The organism is Rhizobium phaseoli (genome assembly GCF_010668805.1).
GTDB classification, from domain to species: Bacteria; Pseudomonadota; Alphaproteobacteria; order Rhizobiales; family Rhizobiaceae; genus Rhizobium; species Rhizobium phaseoli_A.
In genome coordinates this window covers 138,508-159,323 of record NZ_WUFT01000005.1, presented here as the reverse complement: position 1 = coordinate 159,323, position 20,816 = coordinate 138,508, and the positions used below count along the sequence as shown (strand labels likewise).

Here is a 20,816-nt window from a genome sequence, read left to right as displayed (position 1 = left end):
GAAATTGCTCAACCGGCGCACCGTCGGGCGCCCCGGGCATGCTGATTATCTCCGGCAGGCGGCCGTCATGGCCGCATCGCCTATGCAGTCTGGCGACGGCACGGTGACGCCGATCGCCCTTGCGGATTGTTCAACCGGCTGTTCGGGCGGCGCGGCTGCCGCATCCGGCATCATCCTCGCCTGCGGCGCGTCACCCGGCAGCGGCACGCGCGGGCCGATGGGCGCCGACATCGGTGCGGCGCCTTGCGCCGGTGGCGAAGCGCTGCGGGCCGGAACTGCCCGCGGCCGGCTGACAACGGCAGGCGCCGGCTCATAGCCGATCGGCATCGGGCCGGCGCGATAGCGGCCCTCGTCAGGATAAATCGGCGCGCCGGTGCGTCCGAGCGCGACATCGGCCGGCGGCGGATTGCCGTAAGGGTTCCAGATCACCCCGTCGAAAGTGCCTGATATGGTATAGCCGTAGACGATGCCGAGCAGCTGGCGCTCGCTGGCATTCGCATCGCAGAGACGCAGTCGCAGCTGGATCATGCCGAAATTGCGCGCCTGGGTGTTGGCGGCCGCACTTGAGCGGATCTGCTGCCAGGCAAAGATGCAGCTGTCGCCGCTACGGCTGCGGCCAGCGGCATAACCGAAGGGTCCATAGGCGTTCTGCAGGAAGGTCGCCGACGTCGCCATCGGCACGCCGGGGGCCGAACGCGCCACCTCGCGGCTAATGCCGCTCTCGTTGATCATGCTGAAACCGGCATTGCCGGTGCCGGGATTGGCCCCGGACGCGCCAAAAAACTGCACCTTCAAGAAGTTCTGGCCGGGCACGGAGGATGAGGTAAACAGCGAGATCGTCTGCTCGACGCCATTGCCACGCTTGCGCTCGACGACGCTGACGATCGACGGGCCGCCCGGCGGTGGCAGGACCAGCGCCTTTTCAGGCACCACGGTTTCCGGCCCGGAGGGCTGGCGCACACCGCCCGTCGAGGTGCAGCCGGCCATCATGCCCACCACAGCCACCATCGATATCGTCTTCCGCAAACGCATGTCTCAAGCCGCCGCAATCGTCTTTCCAGATATCCATTCGCAAACCGAAACGCGACGGACCTTCGAATCAACGACCAACCGGTCGTTCACAGGGTATAAATCGCCAACATGGTTAACGAAGAGTAAAAAACCCGCCGCAGGTGCCGCTGAACGAACTCGCATTAAACGTGATTCGAACAGCTCAACCGTATGGTGCATAATTTGATTTAGCAACAACTGAATTGCCGAGATTGCGTCGGTCTTCGGCACGGGCGAAGGTCACCGGGAACTATGCCGCATGGCCGGCGTTGCGTTGATGTCTCAGGTTGAACAAGGAGAACATCCCATGCGCAAGATCATGCTTGCTGCGGCCGCCATGCTAACCATCGGCTCCGCCGCCTTCGCCCAGAGCACCGTCATCGTCACCGATCCCGCTCCGACCGGCTCCGTCGTCTTGCCAGGCGAGGTGCGCACCTACGTGATGGAACAAAACACGCCATCCGTCGTCTATGAAGGCGATATCGCCGTCGGCGCGACGCTGCCCGACACCGTCCAAGTGCACACCGTGCCGGATATGGACGGCTACGGCTATACGGTCGTCAACGAGCGGCGTGTCATCGTCGAGCCGAAGACGCACCGTGTGATCCAGGTCCTCGAATAAAGCGATCGGGGATAGTGGACGTGCAGTCGCCTAGAACAGGATGATATTAGGCCCGGTCGGCGTGCATCCCGTCATACTGTGGCGGCTTCACGTCCGCTCGCCTTCCGCCTTTGCCGGCGCATTCAGGAGTTCGCGGATCTTATGGGCGAGTTGCTCCAGGCTGAAGGGCTTGGCAAGCAACGAGACGCCGTGATCGAGCACCCCGTTATGGACGATGGCATTGCGGGTATAACCCGTCGTATAGAGGATCCGGATCGCCGGCCATTTCTCCTGGACGATATCGGCCAGTTGGCGTCCGGTCATTTGCGGCATGACGATATCGGTAAAGATCAGGTCGACGTCCCGATTTTCTTCCAGAACGAGAAGCGCTTCCATCCCGCTCGCCGCCTGCAACACGGTGTAACCGAGTTCATGCAGGCTCTCGGCGGTCATGGTGCGGACGTTCTCATCATCCTCCACCACCAGGATCGTATCGTTGACGCTGCCCTGAGGGATAGGCTGGGCGCCGGAGGCACTCAACCGAGCGTCAGTCGCGCCGACATGACGCGGAAGATAGATCTTCACCGTCGTGCCCCTGTCGATCTCCGAATAGATCTTGATGTGGCCGCCGCTCTGCTTGATGTAGCCGTAAACCTGGCTGAGGCCGAGACCGGTGCCCTTGCCGGGTCCCTTGGTCGTGTAAAACGGGTCGAACGCCCGCTCGATCACATCAGGCGACATGCCAGTACCGGTGTCGGTCATGCTGATCATCACATATTGGCCGGCCTCGACCTCCGAATGCATGCGGGAATATCGTTCGTCGAGTTCGGTATTGGCGGTCTCGATCGTCAGATGTCCGCCGCCCGGCATGGCGTCGCGGGCGTTGACGGCAAGGTTGAGGATAGCGTTCTCAAGCTGGCTCAGATCGGCAAAACTCGGCCAGAGGCCGCCGGCAAGCACGGTCTCGATCCGGATCTGCTCGCCAAGTGTACGCCGTAGCAGCTCCGACATACCGCCAACCAGCTTGTTGAGGTCGATTACTTCAGGGGCGAGCGGCTGCTGGCGCGAGAACGCGAGAAGCCGCGCCGTCAGTACCGCCGCCCTCTGGGCGCCGTCTTTGGCATTCTGGATGGAGTTCAGCAGGCGGGGATCCTCATGGCCGGTCAAACGCCGCTGGGCGAGATCGAGGTTGCCGATGATGATCGCCAGCATATTGTTGAAATCATGGGCGACCCCGCCGGTGAGCTGACCGATCGTCTCCATCTTTTGCAGCTGGCGCACCTGCGCCTGAGCGGCGGCGTTCTCTTCCATCTCGTGCCTGAGCTCGGCGGTGCGCTGGACCACCGTCTGTTCGAGGCGCGTGTTGAAACTGTTGAGCTCATTGCGGAGGCGGCTCTGCCGGCCATGCGCGATGATGATCATCTCCATCAGGCCGATGATGATCGCCGCATTGACGAGGTAGGTTGAGAGACCAACCCATTGGCCGGCGCTGATCGGCCAGAAGATATTGTGCGGCTCGACGAAAAACTGCTGAACGATGAAGGCGGCGAGAACCGCCGCGACGAAGCCTGGCCCGGCGCCGCCGATGAAACTCGCCAGCAATATCGCCGGGAGGAAGCTCAAGAAGGGAAATCCGGAGAGATAGTCGCTGGCGACGAGCCTCAGAAGAAGCGTCAGGCTAACGAAGGCGACGGCCAGCGGATATGTATAACCCGGCCTATGACGCAGCCAATCCGTGGCACTCAGCAAATCCATTCCAGACCCCTTCTTACAGCGCCGCGCGTCTTAGATGCGTAAAGGACGCTGTAACTCTCTCATTTTCCGCATGATTTTATCTTTGAATCGATTCGGATTTAAGGATTATGCGGGAGCCATTGCGCAAACGGCATCCAAGCTTTTACACATCGAATTTCGCCCGGCAATATGTTGTTTCTCACACTGCCGCGCACGACACCTTGACGAGCCGTGCAAGGGGTTCCACATATTTCCATGCCCAGCAAGGGGAATGGGTGGATGGGAACATGAAAGACATATTCATAGTCGAAGACGACGCGCTGATTGCGATGTTGCTTGAGGACATGCTCGCCGATCTCGGCTACCGGGTTTGCGCCAGCGCGCCCGATCTGGAACGGGCGCTGGCAACAGCCAGGGAGACGGAATTCGACGCTGCAATTCTCGACGTCTCGCTTGCCGGGCAGAGTTCGCTGCCGGTTGCAAAACTGCTCGACGAACGCGGCAAACCCTATGTCTACGCGACGGGATATGGCGCCGCCCCTGCCGGCAGCAGCCCGAGCACATTGCCCGTGCTGCAAAAACCCTTCCAGCTCAGCGAACTCGAACAGGCGATGAAGCGGCTTGCCGAAGCCTAATGCATGCAGCCCGGAAGCGGAGCCGTTCCGGGATAGCGATGCATAAAAACAAAGAGTTGTTTTCTGGTCAGCGCACCTGATCGAGCAGGCGCTTGCATTCCAGCAGGTCGTAAAGCGCCTCCTGCAGCAATGCCCTGTCTTCCTTGCCGACGCTCGACTTGCCGATCGAGACTTCCTGCTCGTCGTCGCCAGCCACAAAGTTGAAGAACCGACGGGTAATCGGCGGCTTGGCGCGGCCGACGATCTGGTCTTCATCGGCCATACCGACGCGCGGTTCCCCCGCACTCGCATCCTGCACGCCCGACGCAAGCGCCTCGACGCTGGCGAGATCGCCGTGGCCGACGGATATGACGAACTTGTTGCCGTTGGTCTTCAAAAGCTTCTGCACGCCCTTGATCGTGTAGCCATGATCATAGAGCAAATGCCGGATGCCCTTAAGGAGATCGACATCCTCGGGCCGGTAGTAGCGACGGCCACCGCCGCGCTTCATCGGCTTTATCTGGGGAAAACGCGTCTCCCAGAAGCGCAGCACATGCTGCGGCAGATCAAGATCGTCTGCGACTTCGCTGATGGTGCGAAAGGCATCGGGGCTCTTGTCCAACGTCATACTGCTACGCGACCTCGCGGCTCGATCCTACGGCGACTCATCATATTTCAACGGTTTGGCGCCGACAATTCAAGTCATGTGTCGACGTTGCGCACAACGCAGGACAGTGCGGAGGGGAAAAAATGCTGTTTAGAAACGGAAAGCAGACGATCAGGAGGCCGGATTCTGCGGCTTTAGCTTGACCTTGCGAGACACATGCGCCTTGAGGATGCGCGTTTTCAGCACGTTCGACGCCTTGAAGGTCATGACCCGACGGGGGGAAATCGGAACCTCCTCGCCAGTCTTCGGGTTGCGGCCGATCCGCTCGTTCTTGTCGCGCACCTGGAAGGTGGCGAAGGAGGAAAGCTTGACGGTTTCACCGCGCACGATGGCGTTGCAAACTTCGTCGATGACGGTTTCCACAAGTTCCGCAGATTCGGTCCGGGAAAGCCCGACCTTTCGGAAAACGGATTCCGCCAGGTCTGCTCGCGTCACTGTTTTTCCGGTCATGGTTTCCCCGCCCACTACAAATATTTTGTGAAATCGCATGAAGAGTATTTGTCTTGCGCCTTACGGTCAAGCTCTTGTTCGCCGCCAGTTTTTTAGGATTCGTACCTACCAGCGCAGCAGAACGGCGCCCCAAGTGAAGCCGCCGCCCATCGCTTCGAGCATCACCAGGTCGCCCTTCTTGATGCGGCCGTCGCCGGCAGCGGTCGCAAGTGCAAGCGGGATCGAGGCCGCCGAGGTATTGCCGTGCAGATCGACCGTGATGACGACCTTCGCGGCATCGATATTCAGCTTCTTGGCCGAACCGTCGATGATGCGCCGATTGGCTTGGTGCGGCACCAGCCAGTCAAGGTCATCGGCGGTCGTGCCAGTCGAATCGAAGGCCGCCTGAATGACATCGGTGATCATGCCGACGGCATATTTGAAGACCTCGCGGCCTTCCATGCGCAGCTTGCCGACAGTGCCCGTCGTCGACGGTCCGCCATCGACATAGAGTTTTTCCTTGTGCGAGCCGTCCGAGCGCAGATGCGCCGTCAGCACGCCGCGATCGGCAACAGTCCCCTCGCCCTCGGTCGCTTCGAGCACGATCGCGCCGGCGCCGTCGCCAAAAAGCACGCAGGTGGTGCGGTCGTTCCAGTCGAGAATGCGCGAAAAAGTTTCGGCACCGATGACGAGAACCCGCTTTGCAAGCCCGCCGCGGATATAGGCATCCGCTGTCGTGACCGCATAGACGAAACCAGTGCAGACGGCCTGGACGTCGAAGGCGAAGCCGTGGCTCATGCCGAGGCGGTTCTGGATGTTGACCGAGGTTGCCGGAAAAGTGTTATCCGGCGTCGAGGTGGCACAGATGATCAGATCGATATCATCCGGCGTCAGGCCGCCATTGGCAAGGGCTGCGCGCGCTGCGGCCTCGCCGAGCGACGCCGTCGTCTCCTCATCGCCGGCGAGATAACGCTGCCGGATGCCGGTGCGCTGGACGATCCATTCGTCTGACGTGTCGACGATCGCCTCCATGTCACCATTGGTCATCACGCGCTTCGGGAGTGCGGCTCCGAACCCGCGAACCACTGAACGGATCATAGTCGATTGAACCCCATTGCTCATGCAGCTTCCGGGCCCATGGGGGGCAGCCGCTTGGCATGATATTTCTTAAGATCGTTTTCTATTTTCTGATTGAGGCCGTTCTTGGCCATGTCGTAGCCGACTTCGATGGCCGCGGCGATGCCTTCGGCATTCGCCCCGCCATGGCTCTTGATGACGATGCCGTTCAGGCCGAGAAACACGCCGCCATTGACCTTGCTCGGATCGAGCTTCTCGCGGAGCATGTCGAAGGCGCTTTTGGCGAAGAGGTACCCGATGCGGGCGAGCAGCGTGCGCGACATGGCAGCTCGCAGATATTCACCGATCTGCTTGGCAGTGCCTTCAGCGGTCTTCAGGGCGATATTGCCGGAAAACCCTTCGGTGACGACGACGTCGACCGTGCCCTTGCCAAGGTCGTTGCCCTCGACAAAGCCGGAATATTCAAGCGAATCGATGTTTGCCTCGCGCAACAGCCGACCGGCTTCCTTGACCTCTTCCTGGCCTTTCATCTCCTCGACGCCGACGTTCAGAAGGCCGACCGTCGGCCTTTCGACCTCGAACAGCGCCCGCGCCATGGCGCCGCCCATCAGGGCAAAATCCATCAGTTGCTGGGCATCGGCGCCGATCGTCGCACCGACGTCGAGCACGATGCTCTCACCTTTGAGCGTCGGCCAGATCGCGGCGATCGCCGGGCGCTCGATATTGGCCATGGTGCGCAGACAGAACTTCGCCATCGCCATCAGCGCCCCGGTATTGCCGGCCGAGACCGCAACATCGGCCTCCCCCGTCTTCACCGCCTCGATCGAGCGCCACATGGTGGAGATGTAGCGGCCGCGGCGCAGCGCCTGGCTCGGCTTCTCCTCCATGCTGACGGCGAGCTCGCAATCGTGAAAGAGCGATTTTTCCCTAAGCTTCGGAAACTTGGCGAGAACCGGATCGCATTGTTCCTTGAGACCGTAGAAAACGAAGGAAATATCCGGATGCCGGTCCAACGCCTTGGCGGCGCCGGGGATGACAACCTGGGGACCAAAGTCGCCACCCATGAGGTCGAGAGATATTCTGATCACGCGTCCCTGATCCTTCTTTTCGCCGAGGGCGAAATTTCGGCCAAAATACCGGTTTTGGCGTCGCTTACAACTGAATTATGTCAAATGCCAGAGACGCTTCAGTCCTTTTTCCAATCCTTGAGGGCAGCGAAAGCCGAGGGCTTTTTGTCGTCCTCGCCGCCATCCTCGATATGGCCGTCGAATTCGATGTCCTTCTTGCGCGGATAGGGATCGATCGCCAGAGCGGCAAATTCGGCAACCAACTCCCCGGCATCGATCGTATCGCCGACAAAGGTTTCGGGCAGATCAGGGCCGTCCGGATCGAGCAACATCTCGCCGGCGTCATTACCGGCCTGGCGGGCAAGCTTGGAACCTTCAGGCACGAAGATCTGCTCGAAGCTCTCGTCGATGGCGGATTCGACCGGTTCCAGCGTTATGACGCAGGACTGGACGAGCTTCGCCTTTACGCGGCCCTTGATGCGCACGCCGTCGCGCTTCCAGCGGGCAATCTGCAGGTCGGCGCTGAGATTGTCGACCGAGACAATGTTCCAGGTCTCGGCAAGCGCCTTCAGTTCCTTGCCGTCTGCCTCGACGTGAACTTCGACGGGGTTGGCCGAGATATGGCCGACCTTGACGTGATAGGAGAAGGGAACATCGTCCCGATTGTTCTTCATCGTTTCCTCCTTCAATCGACCGGTGGCCAAGTGACTGGTGGGGTGGCGACCGGCGGGAGCGCGGCCGAACCGGTGGCGATCTCCTCTTCGGCAATGGCGGACAAATGCGCTTCCGCGGCGATCATCCACCCGGCGAGGCCGGACATATCGGCCGGCGCCGAGCTTTCCGGGTAGATATTGCGCGTGAGTGCCACAGCGAGCGCTTCGGCATCGCCTGTGTCCATCGCCTTCGAATAGGCTTCGAGGCGGCCATAAAACATGCCGGCGAGCTTCTTCATCCGCTTCGGCACGCTGTTGTCGCCGATGCCGAGTTCACGGATCGAATAGTCGATATCCTGGAAGAAAGCGTCGACGATCTCCTGGGCGATCTCCTGGCCGCTGGTGCCGGAAGCACGCGTGCGGCGAAAAAACAGAATCATGGCGATCGACAGCATCTCGAAACGGCCCATGACCGTGTCCGGCACATTGAGCCGCTGATAAATCTCAGGCATGCGCGCGGCCGCCGTCAGCGCCGCATATTGCCTGTCGACGATTGCCTGATTGTTGTTTTTCTTACGGAAGAGCCCGAAGATCATTGTTTTTTCCGGAAATGCCTCATTCTTCACGCCGGCTGGCCTCTGGCCTTGTTGCATGATTTCGAAAGCTGGTTTACCGAAGCAGGCGCGAATTGCAATGCCGATCGTGGCCAGTTTCGGGACGACGCCTTCGATGCGTCAGCGAAGCGAATTCGGGACATTTGACCCGGAATGGCCACAATGGTTTTGCAGGAGGTAAGCGTGCAAGGCCCAAAATGGCTGCTATCGATACTCAAGGGAGTAGATGTCGTTGAAGAAACGGTATTTCAAGTCTGACGTGAAATTCTTCAGCAGTGCGGCCATTGCCTTGATAATCGCCTCCACCACCGCCCTTTCCGGTTGCCAGACCAGCACCGTGCTCAACGGCGGATACGTCGCCGACCAGCAGTCGCTGAACCTCGTTCCGGAAGGCTCGAGCCGCGAGCAGGTGCTGCTTTCGCTCGGCACCCCGTCGACGACGGCGACCTTCGACGGCGAAGTCTTCTATTACATTTCGCAGCGACGTACGCGTGCGGTCGCCTTCCAGAAGCTGAAGGTCGTCGACCAAAGCGTTCTTGCGGTCTATTTCGACAAGGACGGCGTCGTCAGTCGCCGCGCCAACTATACCCTGCAGGACGGCAAGGTGTTCGACACGGTCGGGCGCGTCACGCCGACCGGCGGCAAGGAACTCACCTTCCTGCAGCAGATGCTCTCCGGCGGCAGTGCCGCGAGCGCTGCGCGCAGCCTATTCGGCGGTGGTGCCGGCGGCACACCGCAGAACCCAAGCAGCCTGCGCTGACCGAATACGCCTCATACGAAAACCCGCCGGAGGAGCTTCGGCGGGTTTTTTACTGCATAATTCAAGGTGTTACAGCGTTCTTCTCTTTGTCAGGCGCCGCGGCGAACCGCGGCGCCTGCACGCGATGGCTCAACCGGCGAGAACGGCGAGCAGCAGCAGTGCCACGATGTTGGTGATCTTGATCGCCGGGTTGACGGCGGGGCCGGCGGTGTCCTTGTAGGGATCGCCGACGGTATCGCCAGTGACCGAGGCCTTGTGCGCATCCGAGCCCTTCATGTGACGCACGCCGTCCTTGTCGACGAAACCATCCTCGAAGCTCTTCTTGGCATTGTCCCAGGCGCCGCCGCCCGATGTCATCGAGATGGCGACGAAGAGGCCGTTGATAATGACGCCAAGCAGCGATGCGCCGAGCGCAGCAAAGGCCGAGGCCTTGGAGCCGGAGATGAGAAGAACGCCGAAATAGACGACGATCGGCGCCAGCACCGGCAACAGCGACGGCACGATCATCTCGCGGATGGCGGCCTTTGTCAGAAGGTCGACGGCCCTGCCGTAATCCGGCTTTTCCGTGCCCTGCATGATGCCCGGCTTTTCCTTGAACTGACGGCGGACTTCCTCAACGATCGCGCCGGCCGCACGGCCGACGGCGGTCATTGCGATGCCGCCGAAGAGGTAGGGAACGAGACCGCCGAAGATCAATCCCGCCACGACATAGGGGTTGGAGAGATCGAAGGAAATTTCGCCTATGCCGGCGAAATAAGGGAACTTGTCGCCATTCGCCGCAAAATATTTGAGGTCGTAGGAGTAGGCTGCGAAGAGAACCAGCGCGCCGAGGCCGGCAGAACCGATGGCATAACCCTTGGTGACGGCTTTGGTCGTATTGCCGACAGCATCGAGCGCATCCGTGGATTTACGCACTTCCGGCGGCAGATGCGCCATTTCGGCGATACCGCCGGCATTGTCCGTAACTGGTCCGAATGCGTCGAGGGCGACGATCATCCCGGCAATGCCGAGCATCGCGGTGACAGCAATGCCGGTGCCGAAAAGGCCGCCGAGCTGGTAGGTGGCGAGAATGCCGCCGACGATGACGATCGCCGGCAGTGCCGTCGATTCCAGCGAGACGGCCAAGCCCTGGATGACATTGGTGCCGTGACCGGTGACCGAGGCCTGGGCGATCGAGACGACCGGACGCTTGCCGGTGCCGGTATAATATTCCGTGATCACCACGATCAACGCGGTGACGACAAGGCCGACGACGCCGCAGAAGAAGAGGTGCGCGCCCGAAATGTCGACACCGCCGACCGTACCGAGCGAGCCCCAGCCGACCGTCAGCGAGGTGGCGGCGCCGAGACCGACGATCGACAACAGGCCGGTGACAATGAGACCCTTGTAAAGAGCGCCCATGATCGAGCCGTTCGAGCCGAGCTTGACGAAGAAGGTGCCGATGATCGAGGTGATGATGCAGGCGCCGCAGATTGCCAGCGGATAGATCATCGCAGACTGGAGGATCGGCGCTCCGGCAAAGAAGATCGAAGCGAGGACCATCGTGGCGACGACGGAAACCGCATAGGTCTCGAAAAGGTCGGCTGCCATCCCGGCGCAGTCGCCGACGTTGTCGCCGACATTGTCGGCAATCGTTGCCGGGTTGCGCGGATCGTCTTCGGGAATGCCGGCTTCCACCTTGCCGACGAGATCGCCGCCGACGTCGGCGCCTTTGGTGAAGATGCCGCCACCGAGACGGGCGAAGATCGAGATCAGCGAAGCGCCGAAGCCGAGCGCCACCAGCGCATCGACGACTTCGCGCGAGCCGCTCTCATGGCCGAGGCCGAAGGTCAAAATAGTATAGTAGATGGAGACGCCGAGCAGTGCGAGGCCTGCCACCAGCATGCCGGTGATCGCACCCGACTTGAAGGCAATGTCGAGACCGGCGGAAAGGCTCGCGGAAGCGGCCTGGGCGGTGCGCACATTGGCGCGGACGGAGACATGCATGCCAATGAAGCCGGCAGCCCCGGAAAGCACAGCGCCGATCAGGAAGCCGATGGCGGCCGTGGCGGAAAGAAGCAGCCAGGCTGCGATGAAAACGACAACGCCAACAAGGGCAATGGTTCTGTATTGGCGCGTCAGATAGGCTTGAGCGCCTTCGCGGATATAGCCCGCGATCTCCTGCATGCGGCTGTTGCCCTGATCGGCGGCAAGCACCGACCGGGTTGCCCAGGCGGCATAGACCACCGAGAGCAGACCGCATGCAATTACGCATAAAAGAATGGTCATTTCGCTCTTTCCTCCCATAGGCCGGAGATCACTCCTTCTCCGGCAAAAACGCCGCCGAATCGCCTTTCCTCTCCACAGAAATGCCACAGCTAAGCGGTGCGGAGATTGCTTGGTCGATTACGTGGCGTCAAGACCGCAACAGGCGAAAAACCGTTGCAGTTCAAAGAAAGAGGCGGGAGATTGTTTGGCGGCTAAGGAGTTATTTCTTCACCTCGCCGCGGACCTGCTTTGCGATGCGGTCGAGCACGGCGTTGACGAGCTTCGGCTCGTCGTCATCGAAGAAGGCCTGGGCGATCTCGACATATTCGGTGACGATGACCGCCACCGGGACGTCCTTGCGGTCGGTGATCTCGAAGACGCCGGCGCGCAGGATGGCGCGCACGGTGCTGTCGAGACGAGACAAGGCCCAATCATCCTGGAGGGCCGCAGCAATCAGCGGATCAAGATGGGTCTGATCGCGCACGACGCCGGAGACGATCGAACGGAACCACGCGGCATCGGCCTTCAGATAGGTCGCGCCGTCGAGCTCCTGGCCGAGACGGTGCGCCTCGTATTCGGCGACGATTTCCAGGACGCCGGTACCGCCGACATCCATCTGGTACAGCGCCTGAACGGCAGCAAGGCGGGCAGCGCCCCGCTGGTTTGCAGTCTTGACCGGCCGTTCCGTCTTGTCGTCGTTCATTCGTTATGCACCCAATTTCTGCTTCAGCTCGATCATGGTCAGAGCTGCGCGAGCGGCAAATCCGCCCTTGTCTTTATCCGAGCGGCGCGCGCGCGCCCATGCCTGTTCGTCGTTTTCGACGGTCAGAATGCCATTGCCGATGGCAAGGGACTCGCTGACCGCAAGATCCATCAAAGCCCGCGAGGATTCATTCGACACGATATCGAAGTGATAGGTCTCGCCGCGGATGACCATGCCAAGCGCGACATAGCCATCATAATGCGTTCCACCATTGTCGTCTCCATCGAGCGACATGGCAATCGCCGCTGGAATTTCCAGTGCGCCGGGAACCGTGACGACCTCAAAGGTGGCGCCGGCCTGCTCCAATGCGAAGATGGCGCCTTCGAGCAAGGCGTCGGCCATGTCGTCGTAAAAGCGGGCTTCAACGATCAAAATATGGGGAGCGGTGTCTCTCGGCATGGTTCACCTTCGTTTTGCGGGGCGTTTTCCACTCGGCAGGCCGCGGTCAAAACATGCCTTCGCCGGAATGGCAAGCACTTTCGCCCAATGCCGCAACGCCAAAACTGAAATTTCAGCAAAGGGATAGCTGCGTCAGCGGGCAAGCCTTTGAAACCGGCTTTTCCGGATGCCTGGAAAACGGCAATTCAAAGGCCGTTTCCATGAACAATTCTTAATGGATTTTCAGTGACTTAACCCATTGAATCGCGAAAGGGACAACGCCAATTCCATATCGTGACGCTGACGATCCCCTGCAACGACAGTCGACCGTCAAAGCAGATGAAAAGGATACTATCATGAACCGCGTTGTCACCATCACTATCGCCGTCGCCCTCTCCTCCCTCGCATTTGCCGGCGTCAGCCGGGCCGAAAGCCTTGGGATGAACACTGCCCAGGGTATCGAGCAGACGCTCAGGAGCTTCCACGGCAACGATTTCAACGTCGAGGAGGTCCATAACTGGCGCAACCTCGACGACGAGAACACAGGCCCGCACTCGGCGCCGGAACGCTCCGGCCAGGCCGTTCACGGCATCCAGGCCTCGATCGACGCCAACAGGTCGCTTGCCCATCGGCTTAACAATGAAGGGGTCGATGTCCGCAACATCGTCAATGCCGAACAGGCAGCCTACGGAAGCTTGACCTTCTACGTCCGCTGACGTTCAGCGCATCGCGTCCCATCGGTGCGCGGCGCTCAAAGCATGGGCGGCGGTCTCCTCTCCGCCCATGCCGGGGATTTTCTAGAAAACCGTTGAATTTTCCCGGGGGATGATGGCTTCTCTTCCTGCAACAGGAGGACATCATGGCTAGGGAATCGAAGGCGGTGATCAATACCACCGATCTCAAGCTCGACCACTGGAAACAGGGCGAGTTCTATGAAAGCGTCGATACTTCGTTCGGCACGCTTCTCGGCTTGGCCGGTCTCGGGGTCAGCTACAACGAAGTGCCGCCGGGCAAATCGGGCTGCCCCTTCCACAACCACCACGTCGAAGACGAGCTTTTCTATGTGATCGCAGGCGCCGGCGAATACCGCTTCGGCGAGGAGCGCCATGCGATCAAAACGGGAGACGTGCTCGGCGCGCCGGCCGGTGGGCCGGAGACGGCGCACCAGATCATCAACACCGGCACTGCACCGCTCGTCTATCTCGGCATTTCGACGATGGCGAAGACCGAAATCGTCGAATATCCCGATTCCGGAAAGTTTCTGGCGAAGACCAACAGGGCCATGACCAACAGCGACGATAGCACCCCCAGGCGCTTCCGCCATATCGGACGGCCGGAGGGCGATCTCGACTATTGGGATGGCGAACCCGGCGCTTGAAGGACCCGATATGACCGACATTCCGACCCTCGAAACGGAACGGCTGACGCTCCGCCCTCACCGCCTCGGCGATTTCGAGATGCATGCAGCGCTATGGGCAGACGAAGACGTCGTCCGTTTCATTAGCGGTGTGCCTTCGACGCGAGAGCAGAGCTGGAGCCGCATGCTGCGCCTTGCCGGCATGTGGCACCATATGGGCTTCGGCTTCCTTGCAATCATCGAAAAGGCGACCGGCCGGTTCATCGGCGAAGCCGGTTTCATGGAATCCCGCCGCGAAATGACGCCGTCGATCGAGGGAACGATGGAGGTCGGCTGGGCGCTGATGCCCTCGGCGCACGGCCGCGGTTATGCCACCGAGGCGCTGGCCGCCCTGATCGGCTGGGGGCAAGCGCACTTCCCAGGAAAACCGATGAGCTGCATCATCAGCCCGGAAAACCAGGCCTCGTTGAGGGTCGCAGCCAAACTCGGTTTTCGCGAGACCACGCGCGCGCAGTATAACGGCGAGATCATTCAGTTTTCGCTGTAGCGCCGCGTATCCGACGGGACGCGCTACCACCTTGGATCTGCGCATAACCCCGAAAATCGATTCCGATTTTCGGGGTTATGCGCTCGGGAATTCAGCCAGCCGGGCAGCGTAACGCGCCATGGTGTCGACTTCGAAGTTGACGAAATCGCCGGCCTTGCGCTCGCTCCAGGTGGTGACTTCGAGGGTGTGACGGATGAGCAGCACGTCGAAATCCGTGCCGTCGACCGCGTTGACGGTCAACGAGGTGCCGTCGAGGGCGATCGAACCCTTGGGGGCGACGAATTTGGCCAAATGCTCGGGCGCCCGCAGGCGGTAACGGGTGGCGTCGCCCTCCGATGTCACCGAGAGGATTTCCGCCTTGCCGTCGACATGGCCGGAAACGATGTGGCCGCCGAGTTCATCGCCGATTTTCAGCGACCGTTCGAGATTGATGCGGCTGCCTTCCCGCCAGGTGCCGATCGTCGTCAGCCGCAGCGCCTCTTCCCAGGCCTCGACCTCGAACCAGCGGCCGTTGCTGCCTTCGGCCGGCAGACCCGTCACGGTCAGGCAGATGCCGGAATGCGAGATCGAGGCGCCCATGTCGATCGTTGCGGGATCGTAGGCGGTGGCGACCCGCAACCGGATGCCTTCCTTCAGCGGGGAAACGGATTCGACCGTGCCGACATCGGTGACTATTCCGGTAAACATCAAAGCCCTCTTTCGTATTCGTCCAGGCGATCTTCGCCGAACATCTGCGTGCCCGTGTGAGCAAAACCCGGTGGTATGTCGGTTGCATCAAGCGGCGATTCAATACCGCCTTCGCCGATGACGACAGGCGCCTGGTAAAGCTGGATGCGATCGACGAGGCCAGCCTCGAGGAAAAGCCGCGCCGTCTTGGCGCCGCCCTCGACCAGAAGCGAGGAAATGCCGCGTGTTGCCAGTGCCGGCAGCAGGATTTCCGGGTGATAGGGATTGCAGTAGACGATCTCGACACCGGCGGCTTCGAGAGCGGCGCGGCGGGAGTCGGTGGGGTCGGTGGAGGGGTTCCCCCCCTCTGCCCTGCCGGGCATCTCCCCCACAAGGGGGGAGATTGGCCAGCGGCTTGCTCCCTGCTCCACATCCGCCGTTGCAGGTGATGGCAAGTCATCTTGGGAACTCGGATCGCGCTCCTTGCCGATCTCCCCCTTTATGGGGGAGATGTCCGGCAGGACAGAGGGGGGTGCCCCTTCCTCTGACCCTAACGGCGAAATCTCTTCACTCGCCACGACGATGACCGGCACCTCCCGAGCCGTTTGAACCAGCTTGCTCGTCAGCGGTAATGCCAGCAACGGATCGAGCACGATGCGGATCGGGGACTGCGCTTCAAGGCCAGGTGTCCGCACCGTCAGCAATGGATCGTCGGACATTGCAGTGCCGATGCCGACGAGGATCGCGTCGGTTTCGGCGCGCAGCGCCTGAACTTCAGCGCGGGCTTCCGGGCCGGTGATCGCCACCTGCCCCACGCCCTCGCGGCCGATCATGCCGTCGGCGGAAACGGCAAGCTTGAGAGTCACATAGGGCCGGTTCTTCGTCTGGCGGGTGAGATAGGCGGCGAGCGAACGCCGGCCTTCCGCCTCCAGCACGCCGGATTCCACCTCGATGCCGGCCTCGCGCAGCATGGCGATGCCGCGGCCGGAGACGCGCGGATCGGGATCGGTGACACTGATGACGACGCGGGCAACGCCATAGGCGATCAGCGCCTCGGCGCAGGGTGGCGTCTTGCCGTGATGCGAGCAGGGTTCGAGCGTCACATAGGCGGTGGCGCCGCGGGCAAGCGCGCCGGCCTCGGCGAGCGCCTGCGTCTCCGCATGCGGGCGGCCGCCGACAGCGGTGACCGCCTGTCCGACAACGACGCCGTCCCGGACGATCAGGCAGCCGACGGAAGGGTTGGTGCCGGTGCGGCCGAGATGCCGGCGCGACAGACGTATTGCCGCCGCCATGAAACTCTCGTCATGCGGCGTGACGCTCATGGCTCACCTATCCAGCGGGTCGCGAGCGATCTTGGCGTTGATTTCGGAAATGACCTTTTCGAAATCCTCGGCGAGCGAGAAATCCCGATAGACCGAGGCGTAGCGCACGAAGCCGACATCGTCGAGGCTCTTCATGGCTTCCAGCACCTGGAGGCCGATCTGCTCGGAGGAGATTTCGGTCTCGCCGGAGCTTTCCAGCCGGCGGACGATGCCGGAAACGGCGCGCTCGATCCGATCACGCTCGACCGGGCGTTTGCGCAGCGCCACCTCGAAGGAGCGCACCAGCTTGTCGCGGTCGAAGGGCACCTTGCGGCCGGTCTTCTTGATAACCATCAGCTCGCGCAGCTGCACGCGCTCGAAGGTGGTGAAACGGCCGCCGCAATCCGGACAGATACGCCGCCGGCGGATGGACGTGTTGTCCTCCGCCGGGCGCGAATCCTTGACCTGAGTATCTTCCGAACCGCAATAGGGGCAGCGCATCGCTACTCCTTATCCCATGTAGTCGTACATGGGGAAGCGGTCTGTGAGGTTGACCACCTTGCCACGCACGGCGGCTTCGACCGAGCCGTTGCCGTCATCGGAATTGGCGGCCTTCAGGCCGTCAAGAACCTCGACGATCAGATTGCCGATTTCGCGGAATTCGGCTTCCTTGAAGCCGCGCGTCGTACCGGCCGGCGCGCCGAGACGCACGCCCGAAGTGACGAAAGGCTTTTCCGGATCGAATGGAATCCCGTTCTTGTTGCACGTGACGTAAGCGCGGCCGAGAGCTGCTTCGGCGCGTTTGCCGGTGGCGTTCTTCTTGCGCAGGTCGACCAGCATCAGATGGTTGTCGGTGCCGCCGGAGACGACGTCGAGGCCGCCCGCCATCAGCGATTCGGCAAGAGCCTTGGCGTTCTTGACGACCTGGGCGGCGTAATCCTTGAACTCAGGCTGCAACGCCTCGCCGAAGGCGACGGCCTTGGCGGCAATGATGTGCATCAGCGGCCCACCCTGCAGACCGGGGAAAACGGCCGAATTGAATTTCTTCGCCAGATCCTCGTCATTGGTGAGGATGACACCGCCGCGCGGGCCGCGCAGCGACTTGTGAGTCGTCGTCGTCGCAACATGGCAATGCGGGAATGGCGACGGATGCTGGCCGCCGGCAACGAGGCCGGCGATGTGGGCCATGTCGACCATCAGATAGGCGCCGACGCTGTCGGCGATTTCGCGGAAGCGCTTCCAGTCCCAGATACGGGAATAGGCAGTACCGCCGGCGATGATCAGCTTCGGCTTGGTCTCCTTGGCCTTGCGCTCGACTTCATCCATGTCGAGCAGGTTGTCGCCTTCACGCACGCCGTAGGAGACGACGTTAAACCACTTGCCGGACATGTTGACCGGCGACCCATGCGTCAGGTGGCCGCCCGAATTCAGGTCGAGACCCATGAACGTATCGCCGGGCTGCAGCAGCGCCAGAAACACGGCCTGATTCATCTGCGAGCCGGAATTCGGCTGGACGTTGGCGAAATTGACGCCGAACAGCTTCTTGGCGCGCTCGATCGCCAACTCCTCGGCGATATCAACGAACTGGCAGCCGCCGTAATAACGCTTGCCGGGATAACCCTCGGCATATTTGTTGGTCATGATGGAGCCCTGAGCTTCCAGCACGGCGCGGGAGACGATGTTCTCAGAAGCGATCAGTTCGATCTCGTGCCGTTGGCGACCGAGTTCCTTTCCGATCGCACCGAAAATCTCGGGATCGACGTCCGCAAGCGAGCGATTGAAGAAGGATTCGGTGGAAGCATTGGTCATGGGCGGGCTCCTCAACTGGAATGCGCTGAGGTATTAGCCTTCCGCTGTGGCAAGGGCAATACGAAGAACGACATTTGCTGAGCAAACCGCGCGCTCCGGCCTTTTTGTGACCGCTCTTTCCAGATGCCTGGCGACGGCGCTATGGAACCGCCCGCCCGGCATAAAAAAACCGCGCCGGGAGGCGCGGTTTAAAAATGCGATGCAGAGGCCGCCGCTTATTGGACCGGCTGCTCCATGCCGGCCGTCGTATCGAGCGCCAGCTCGGCATTGCCGTCCATCTGGTAGATGTCGTCGCGGAACTGGACGACGCCGTCGGGCATGCCCCAGGCGGAAATATAGACGAAATAGACCGGAACTTCCGTGGCGAGTTTGACCGGCGTGTTGACGCCGGTTGCGATCACCTGCTCCATCTGCTGGCGGTTCCAGCCGGGGGTCTCGCGCAAGAGCCAGTTCGACAAGTCGCGCACGTTCTGGACGCGGACGCAGCCAGAGGATTCGAAGCGCATCAGCTTGTTGAACAGGCCCTGCTGCGGCGTGTCGTGCATGTACTCGCCGTTCTTGTTGTAGAAATTGATCTTGGTCGAGGCCATAGCGTTGGTCTTGCCGGGGTCCTGGCGGAACATCAGGTTCGGCGCCTCGCCGTTCCAGTCGATGGTCTCGGGGGCGACTTCGTTACCCTTGCCGTCGATCAGGCGGATGGCGTTCTTTTCGAGATAGGTCGGATCCTTGCGCATCAGCGGCATGATATCCTTCTCGACGATCGAGCGCGGCGAGGTCCAGTACGGGTTGAGGATAACCTCGTAGATCTTCGAATTGACGAGATGCGTCGGGCGGCTCAAGCGGCCGACAACCGCGGTGTGGCGGGTCGCAACACTGCCGTCTTCAACGGCCTCGACATAGGCGGCCGGGATGTTGACCATCACGTGGCGGCGGCCGAGGTCCTCGGGAAACGTCTGCAGACGAATGATATTGGTGTTCAGCTGCTGCAGGCGAACGTCGGCCGGGATGTTCATCGCCTTCAGCGTGAATTCGCCGAGGACACCATCGGACGGCAGGCCGTGGCGGGCCTGGAAGCGCTTGACGGCGCCGTCGACATAGGAATCGAAAGCGCTCGACATGCCGGCTTCGCGCGGCAGGTCGCCGGTGATCGCCAGACGCTGGCGCAGCGCCTGGACGGCGGGATGGCTGACGCCGAGTTGCAGGCGCTGGTCGCCGGGATTGACTTCAGGCCAGCCGCCGGCAGCCGCGATCTGCTGATACTGCATGACCGCCTGCTGGGCGCTGGCGAGCGATTGGGGGCCAAGGATCGGAGTATTGGAAACGACGGCGCTCGCCGTGCGCGAAGCAGCCTTTGCGTCGAACTGGTCGTCCCAGTTGCCGCGGCGCGGCGCATTGATCAGCGTATCGAGCGCCGATTGCGCGAAGGCCGGCGCGGCAATCGCGCTTACGCCAACAGTTGCAGCGGACGCCAGGAAAGCGCGGCGCGAGAGAGCTTCAATTCCGTTTTTCTTCGACATAGTCCCAACCACTGAATGCGGCGATAAAGAGAAGCCGCGGCTCTTTGAGATATCACTGCGATTTAACGCAGATCTCTGTGCATTTGTTGTCCCGGCGCATCAAAACTTTCCGCTTGCCCCATCACAAGATTGCGATGCGACAGCCTGAGCGTTCTGATCGGTCCATTGAAAGCGCCGGTTGTTAAGCCTTCCGCTGCCACACCAATATGGCCAATTCGTGTTGCCGGGCCGAAAGACGGATGACCCGGCTACCGGAAACACGACACAACGAACCATATGACGGGCTAAACCGTGCCGGTTAATAACGGCTAAAAGACGGCTTGGATACCGTGATAATGCTTGCCCGCCTTTGCGTTGCAAAGATGCCACGCGCCAGCAAACGGCAAAACCGGACGCGCAGGGACACGTCCGGTTTTCTGCAACCCTGAAGGAGGTCAGGGGTCTTAGAGGCGATACATGATCGAGTCGTTCCAGAAGCGGTCGAGGCGCTGGAGCAGCTTGTTCATCTGGGTGAACTCGTCGGTGCCGATGCCGCCGACCTTGTCGATCGAGGTGATGTGGCGTTCGTAGAGCTTGCCCACCGTTTCGGCGATGTCCTGGCCGGTTTCGGTCAGGCTGATGCGGACCGAGCGGCGGTCGATGCGTGAGCGCTGGTGGTTGATGAAACCGAGGTCGACGAGTTTCTTGACGTTGTAGGAAACGTTGGAGCCGAGATAGTAGCCACGCGAGCGCAGCTCGCCGGCGGTCAGCTCGGAATTGCCGATGTTGAAAAGGAGCAGCGCCTGGATGGCGTTGACGTCGCTGCGACCCTGACGGTCGAACTCGTCCTTGATGACGTCGAGAAGACGGCGGTGAAGACGTTCAACAAGATGAAGGGATTCCATGTAAAGATCACGGATGCCCTGATCCTGCTGGTCACGGAAGTTCGATACCGCCTGCGGCTTGATTTTCGTGTTCATATTGAC

General features: G+C 61.1%; 23 protein-coding genes. 6 read left to right on the top strand and 17 right to left on the bottom strand.

The features are described 5' to 3' along the window. Positions 1-45: 45 nt before the first annotated feature. Complete coding sequence (bcsN, locus tag GR197_RS09640) at positions 46-1,032, bottom strand: cellulose biosynthesis protein BcsN (protein WP_164008847.1); 987 nt, start codon at positions 1,030-1,032, stop codon at positions 46-48. A 325-nt stretch (positions 1,033-1,357) separates the two neighbouring features. Between bcsN and GR197_RS09635 the strand changes: the two genes are divergently transcribed. Further along, positions 1,358-1,672 (top strand): DUF1236 domain-containing protein, encoded by a 315-nt coding sequence (locus tag GR197_RS09635; protein ID WP_164008845.1) that lies wholly within the window; start codon positions 1,358-1,360, stop codon positions 1,670-1,672. 87 nt (positions 1,673-1,759) lie between these two features. Here the strand turns inward: GR197_RS09635 and GR197_RS09630 are convergent, their stop codons facing one another. After that, positions 1,760-3,406, bottom strand: a complete 1,647-nt coding sequence (locus GR197_RS09630; RefSeq protein ID WP_164008843.1) for an ATP-binding protein — start codon at positions 3,404-3,406, stop codon at positions 1,760-1,762. Between the two features lie 266 nt (positions 3,407-3,672). On the opposite strand from GR197_RS09630, the gene GR197_RS09625 reads away from it, so the two are divergent. Then, a complete protein-coding gene (locus tag GR197_RS09625) occupies positions 3,673-4,020 on the top strand; it encodes a response regulator (RefSeq protein WP_164008841.1) in 348 nt (115 codons plus the stop codon). Positions 4,021-4,087: 67 nt separating this feature from the next. On the opposite strand, the gene GR197_RS09620 is transcribed toward GR197_RS09625, so the two are convergent. From GR197_RS09620 to GR197_RS09595, 6 genes are all read right to left on the bottom strand, one after another. Continuing rightward, positions 4,088-4,627, bottom strand: coding sequence for a MerR family transcriptional regulator (locus GR197_RS09620; protein ID WP_164008839.1), 540 nt, complete (start codon positions 4,625-4,627; stop codon positions 4,088-4,090). Positions 4,628-4,777: 150 nt separating this feature from the next. Further along, positions 4,778-5,116, bottom strand: a complete 339-nt coding sequence (locus GR197_RS09615) for an integration host factor subunit alpha (protein WP_003574027.1) — start codon at positions 5,114-5,116, stop codon at positions 4,778-4,780. 105 nt (positions 5,117-5,221) lie between these two features. Next, the gene (locus tag GR197_RS09610; RefSeq protein ID WP_164009115.1) at positions 5,222-6,193 is read right to left on the bottom strand and encodes a beta-ketoacyl-ACP synthase III; all 972 of its coding nucleotides are present in this window, start codon (positions 6,191-6,193) and stop codon (positions 5,222-5,224) included. Positions 6,194-6,213: 20 nt separating this feature from the next. Beyond that, a complete protein-coding gene (gene plsX, locus GR197_RS09605; protein ID WP_164008837.1) occupies positions 6,214-7,260 on the bottom strand; it encodes a phosphate acyltransferase PlsX in 1,047 nt (348 codons plus the stop codon). Positions 7,261-7,358: 98 nt separating this feature from the next. Then, positions 7,359-7,913 carry a YceD family protein gene (locus GR197_RS09600; RefSeq protein ID WP_164008834.1) on the bottom strand — a complete coding sequence of 185 codons (555 nt, stop codon included), beginning with the start codon at positions 7,911-7,913 and terminating at the stop codon, positions 7,359-7,361. Positions 7,914-7,924: 11 nt separating this feature from the next. Continuing rightward, entirely contained in the window at positions 7,925-8,545 is a 621-nt protein-coding gene (locus tag GR197_RS09595; protein WP_164008832.1) for a ubiquinol-cytochrome C chaperone family protein, read from the bottom strand. 187 nt (positions 8,546-8,732) lie between these two features. Here GR197_RS09595 and GR197_RS09590 point away from each other — a divergent pair, with 187 nt between their 5' ends. Then, positions 8,733-9,266 carry an outer membrane protein assembly factor BamE gene (locus GR197_RS09590; protein ID WP_164008830.1) on the top strand — a complete coding sequence of 178 codons (534 nt, stop codon included), beginning with the start codon at positions 8,733-8,735 and terminating at the stop codon, positions 9,264-9,266. 129 nt (positions 9,267-9,395) lie between these two features. Here the strand turns inward: GR197_RS09590 and GR197_RS09585 are convergent, their stop codons facing one another. The 3 genes from GR197_RS09585 to ribH form a co-directional block, all read right to left on the bottom strand. Then, on the bottom strand, positions 9,396-11,534 hold the full coding sequence (locus tag GR197_RS09585; RefSeq protein WP_164008828.1) for a sodium-translocating pyrophosphatase: 2,139 nt from the start codon (positions 11,532-11,534) through the stop codon (positions 9,396-9,398). 199 nt (positions 11,535-11,733) lie between these two features. Beyond that, positions 11,734-12,216, bottom strand: coding sequence for a transcription antitermination factor NusB (gene nusB, locus GR197_RS09580; protein WP_164008826.1), 483 nt, complete (start codon positions 12,214-12,216; stop codon positions 11,734-11,736). A 3-nt stretch (positions 12,217-12,219) separates the two neighbouring features. Further along, complete coding sequence (ribH, locus tag GR197_RS09575; protein WP_164008824.1) at positions 12,220-12,675, bottom strand: 6,7-dimethyl-8-ribityllumazine synthase; 456 nt, start codon at positions 12,673-12,675, stop codon at positions 12,220-12,222. Between the two features lie 335 nt (positions 12,676-13,010). On the opposite strand from ribH, the gene GR197_RS09570 reads away from it, so the two are divergent. The 3 genes from GR197_RS09570 to GR197_RS09560 all read left to right on the top strand — a co-directional run bounded on the left by GR197_RS09570 (position 13,011) and on the right by GR197_RS09560 (position 14,558). Next, complete coding sequence (locus GR197_RS09570) at positions 13,011-13,370, top strand: hypothetical protein (protein WP_164008821.1); 360 nt, start codon at positions 13,011-13,013, stop codon at positions 13,368-13,370. Between the two features lie 143 nt (positions 13,371-13,513). Continuing rightward, positions 13,514-14,032, top strand: coding sequence for a cupin domain-containing protein (locus tag GR197_RS09565; protein WP_164008819.1), 519 nt, complete (start codon positions 13,514-13,516; stop codon positions 14,030-14,032). 10 nt (positions 14,033-14,042) lie between these two features. Continuing rightward, on the top strand, positions 14,043-14,558 hold the full coding sequence (locus tag GR197_RS09560; RefSeq protein WP_164008817.1) for a GNAT family N-acetyltransferase: 516 nt from the start codon (positions 14,043-14,045) through the stop codon (positions 14,556-14,558). A gap of 75 nt (positions 14,559-14,633) precedes the next feature. On the opposite strand, the gene GR197_RS09555 is transcribed toward GR197_RS09560, so the two are convergent. From GR197_RS09555 to ldtR, 6 genes are all read right to left on the bottom strand, one after another. Further along, positions 14,634-15,245, bottom strand: a complete 612-nt coding sequence (locus GR197_RS09555) for a riboflavin synthase (RefSeq protein WP_164008815.1) — start codon at positions 15,243-15,245, stop codon at positions 14,634-14,636. Beyond that, the gene (ribD, locus tag GR197_RS09550) at positions 15,245-16,546 is read right to left on the bottom strand and encodes a bifunctional diaminohydroxyphosphoribosylaminopyrimidine deaminase/5-amino-6-(5-phosphoribosylamino)uracil reductase RibD (protein ID WP_164008814.1); all 1,302 of its coding nucleotides are present in this window, start codon (positions 16,544-16,546) and stop codon (positions 15,245-15,247) included. The genes GR197_RS09555 and ribD overlap by 1 nt, the downstream gene beginning before the upstream one ends. Positions 16,547-16,549: 3 nt before the next feature. Further along, positions 16,550-17,026 carry a transcriptional regulator NrdR gene (gene nrdR / locus GR197_RS09545; RefSeq protein WP_003547190.1) on the bottom strand — a complete coding sequence of 159 codons (477 nt, stop codon included), beginning with the start codon at positions 17,024-17,026 and terminating at the stop codon, positions 16,550-16,552. A 9-nt stretch (positions 17,027-17,035) separates the two neighbouring features. Further along, complete coding sequence (gene glyA / locus GR197_RS09540; RefSeq protein ID WP_164008812.1) at positions 17,036-18,334, bottom strand: serine hydroxymethyltransferase; 1,299 nt, start codon at positions 18,332-18,334, stop codon at positions 17,036-17,038. Between the two features lie 215 nt (positions 18,335-18,549). After that, positions 18,550-19,851 (bottom strand): L,D-transpeptidase family protein, encoded by a 1,302-nt coding sequence (locus GR197_RS09535; protein ID WP_164008810.1) that lies wholly within the window; start codon positions 19,849-19,851, stop codon positions 18,550-18,552. Positions 19,852-20,294: 443 nt separating this feature from the next. Further along, positions 20,295-20,810: a transcriptional regulator LdtR gene (gene ldtR / locus GR197_RS09530; RefSeq protein WP_007626316.1), complete on the bottom strand. Its 516-nt coding sequence runs from the start codon at positions 20,808-20,810 to the stop codon at positions 20,295-20,297. Positions 20,811-20,816 lie beyond the last annotated feature (6 nt).

What these genes read in the sequence shown, in the direction of transcription:
- ribH (WP_164008824.1), bottom strand. Translation starts at nt 12,675, where the DNA reads ATGCCGAGAGACACCGCTCCCCATATTTTGATCGTTGAAGCCCGCTTT.
- GR197_RS09570 (WP_164008821.1), top strand. Translation starts at nt 13,011, where the DNA reads ATGAACCGCGTTGTCACCATCACTATCGCCGTCGCCCTCTCCTCCCTC.
- GR197_RS09555 (WP_164008815.1), bottom strand. Translation starts at nt 15,245, where the DNA reads ATGTTTACCGGAATAGTCACCGATGTCGGCACGGTCGAATCCGTTTCC.
- GR197_RS09630 (WP_164008843.1), bottom strand. Translation starts at nt 3,406, where the DNA reads ATGGATTTGCTGAGTGCCACGGATTGGCTGCGTCATAGGCCGGGTTAT.
- nusB (WP_164008826.1), bottom strand. Translation starts at nt 12,216, where the DNA reads ATGAACGACGACAAGACGGAACGGCCGGTCAAGACTGCAAACCAGCGG.
- bcsN (WP_164008847.1), bottom strand. Translation starts at nt 1,032, where the DNA reads ATGCGTTTGCGGAAGACGATATCGATGGTGGCTGTGGTGGGCATGATG.
- GR197_RS09535 (WP_164008810.1), bottom strand. Translation starts at nt 19,851, where the DNA reads ATGTCGAAGAAAAACGGAATTGAAGCTCTCTCGCGCCGCGCTTTCCTG.
- nrdR (WP_003547190.1), bottom strand. Translation starts at nt 17,026, where the DNA reads ATGCGCTGCCCCTATTGCGGTTCGGAAGATACTCAGGTCAAGGATTCG.
- GR197_RS09620 (WP_164008839.1), bottom strand. Translation starts at nt 4,627, where the DNA reads ATGACGTTGGACAAGAGCCCCGATGCCTTTCGCACCATCAGCGAAGTC.
- GR197_RS09625 (WP_164008841.1), top strand. Translation starts at nt 3,673, where the DNA reads ATGAAAGACATATTCATAGTCGAAGACGACGCGCTGATTGCGATGTTG.
- GR197_RS09565 (WP_164008819.1), top strand. Translation starts at nt 13,514, where the DNA reads ATGGCTAGGGAATCGAAGGCGGTGATCAATACCACCGATCTCAAGCTC.
- GR197_RS09590 (WP_164008830.1), top strand. Translation starts at nt 8,733, where the DNA reads ATGTCGTTGAAGAAACGGTATTTCAAGTCTGACGTGAAATTCTTCAGC.
- GR197_RS09585 (WP_164008828.1), bottom strand. Translation starts at nt 11,534, where the DNA reads ATGACCATTCTTTTATGCGTAATTGCATGCGGTCTGCTCTCGGTGGTC.
- GR197_RS09635 (WP_164008845.1), top strand. Translation starts at nt 1,358, where the DNA reads ATGCGCAAGATCATGCTTGCTGCGGCCGCCATGCTAACCATCGGCTCC.
- ldtR (WP_007626316.1), bottom strand. Translation starts at nt 20,810, where the DNA reads ATGAACACGAAAATCAAGCCGCAGGCGGTATCGAACTTCCGTGACCAG.
- glyA (WP_164008812.1), bottom strand. Translation starts at nt 18,334, where the DNA reads ATGACCAATGCTTCCACCGAATCCTTCTTCAATCGCTCGCTTGCGGAC.
- ribD (WP_164008814.1), bottom strand. Translation starts at nt 16,546, where the DNA reads ATGAGCGTCACGCCGCATGACGAGAGTTTCATGGCGGCGGCAATACGT.
- GR197_RS09610 (WP_164009115.1), bottom strand. Translation starts at nt 6,193, where the DNA reads ATGATCCGTTCAGTGGTTCGCGGGTTCGGAGCCGCACTCCCGAAGCGC.
- GR197_RS09600 (WP_164008834.1), bottom strand. Translation starts at nt 7,913, where the DNA reads ATGAAGAACAATCGGGACGATGTTCCCTTCTCCTATCACGTCAAGGTC.
- GR197_RS09615 (WP_003574027.1), bottom strand. Translation starts at nt 5,116, where the DNA reads ATGACCGGAAAAACAGTGACGCGAGCAGACCTGGCGGAATCCGTTTTC.
- GR197_RS09560 (WP_164008817.1), top strand. Translation starts at nt 14,043, where the DNA reads ATGACCGACATTCCGACCCTCGAAACGGAACGGCTGACGCTCCGCCCT.
- GR197_RS09595 (WP_164008832.1), bottom strand. Translation starts at nt 8,545, where the DNA reads ATGCAACAAGGCCAGAGGCCAGCCGGCGTGAAGAATGAGGCATTTCCG.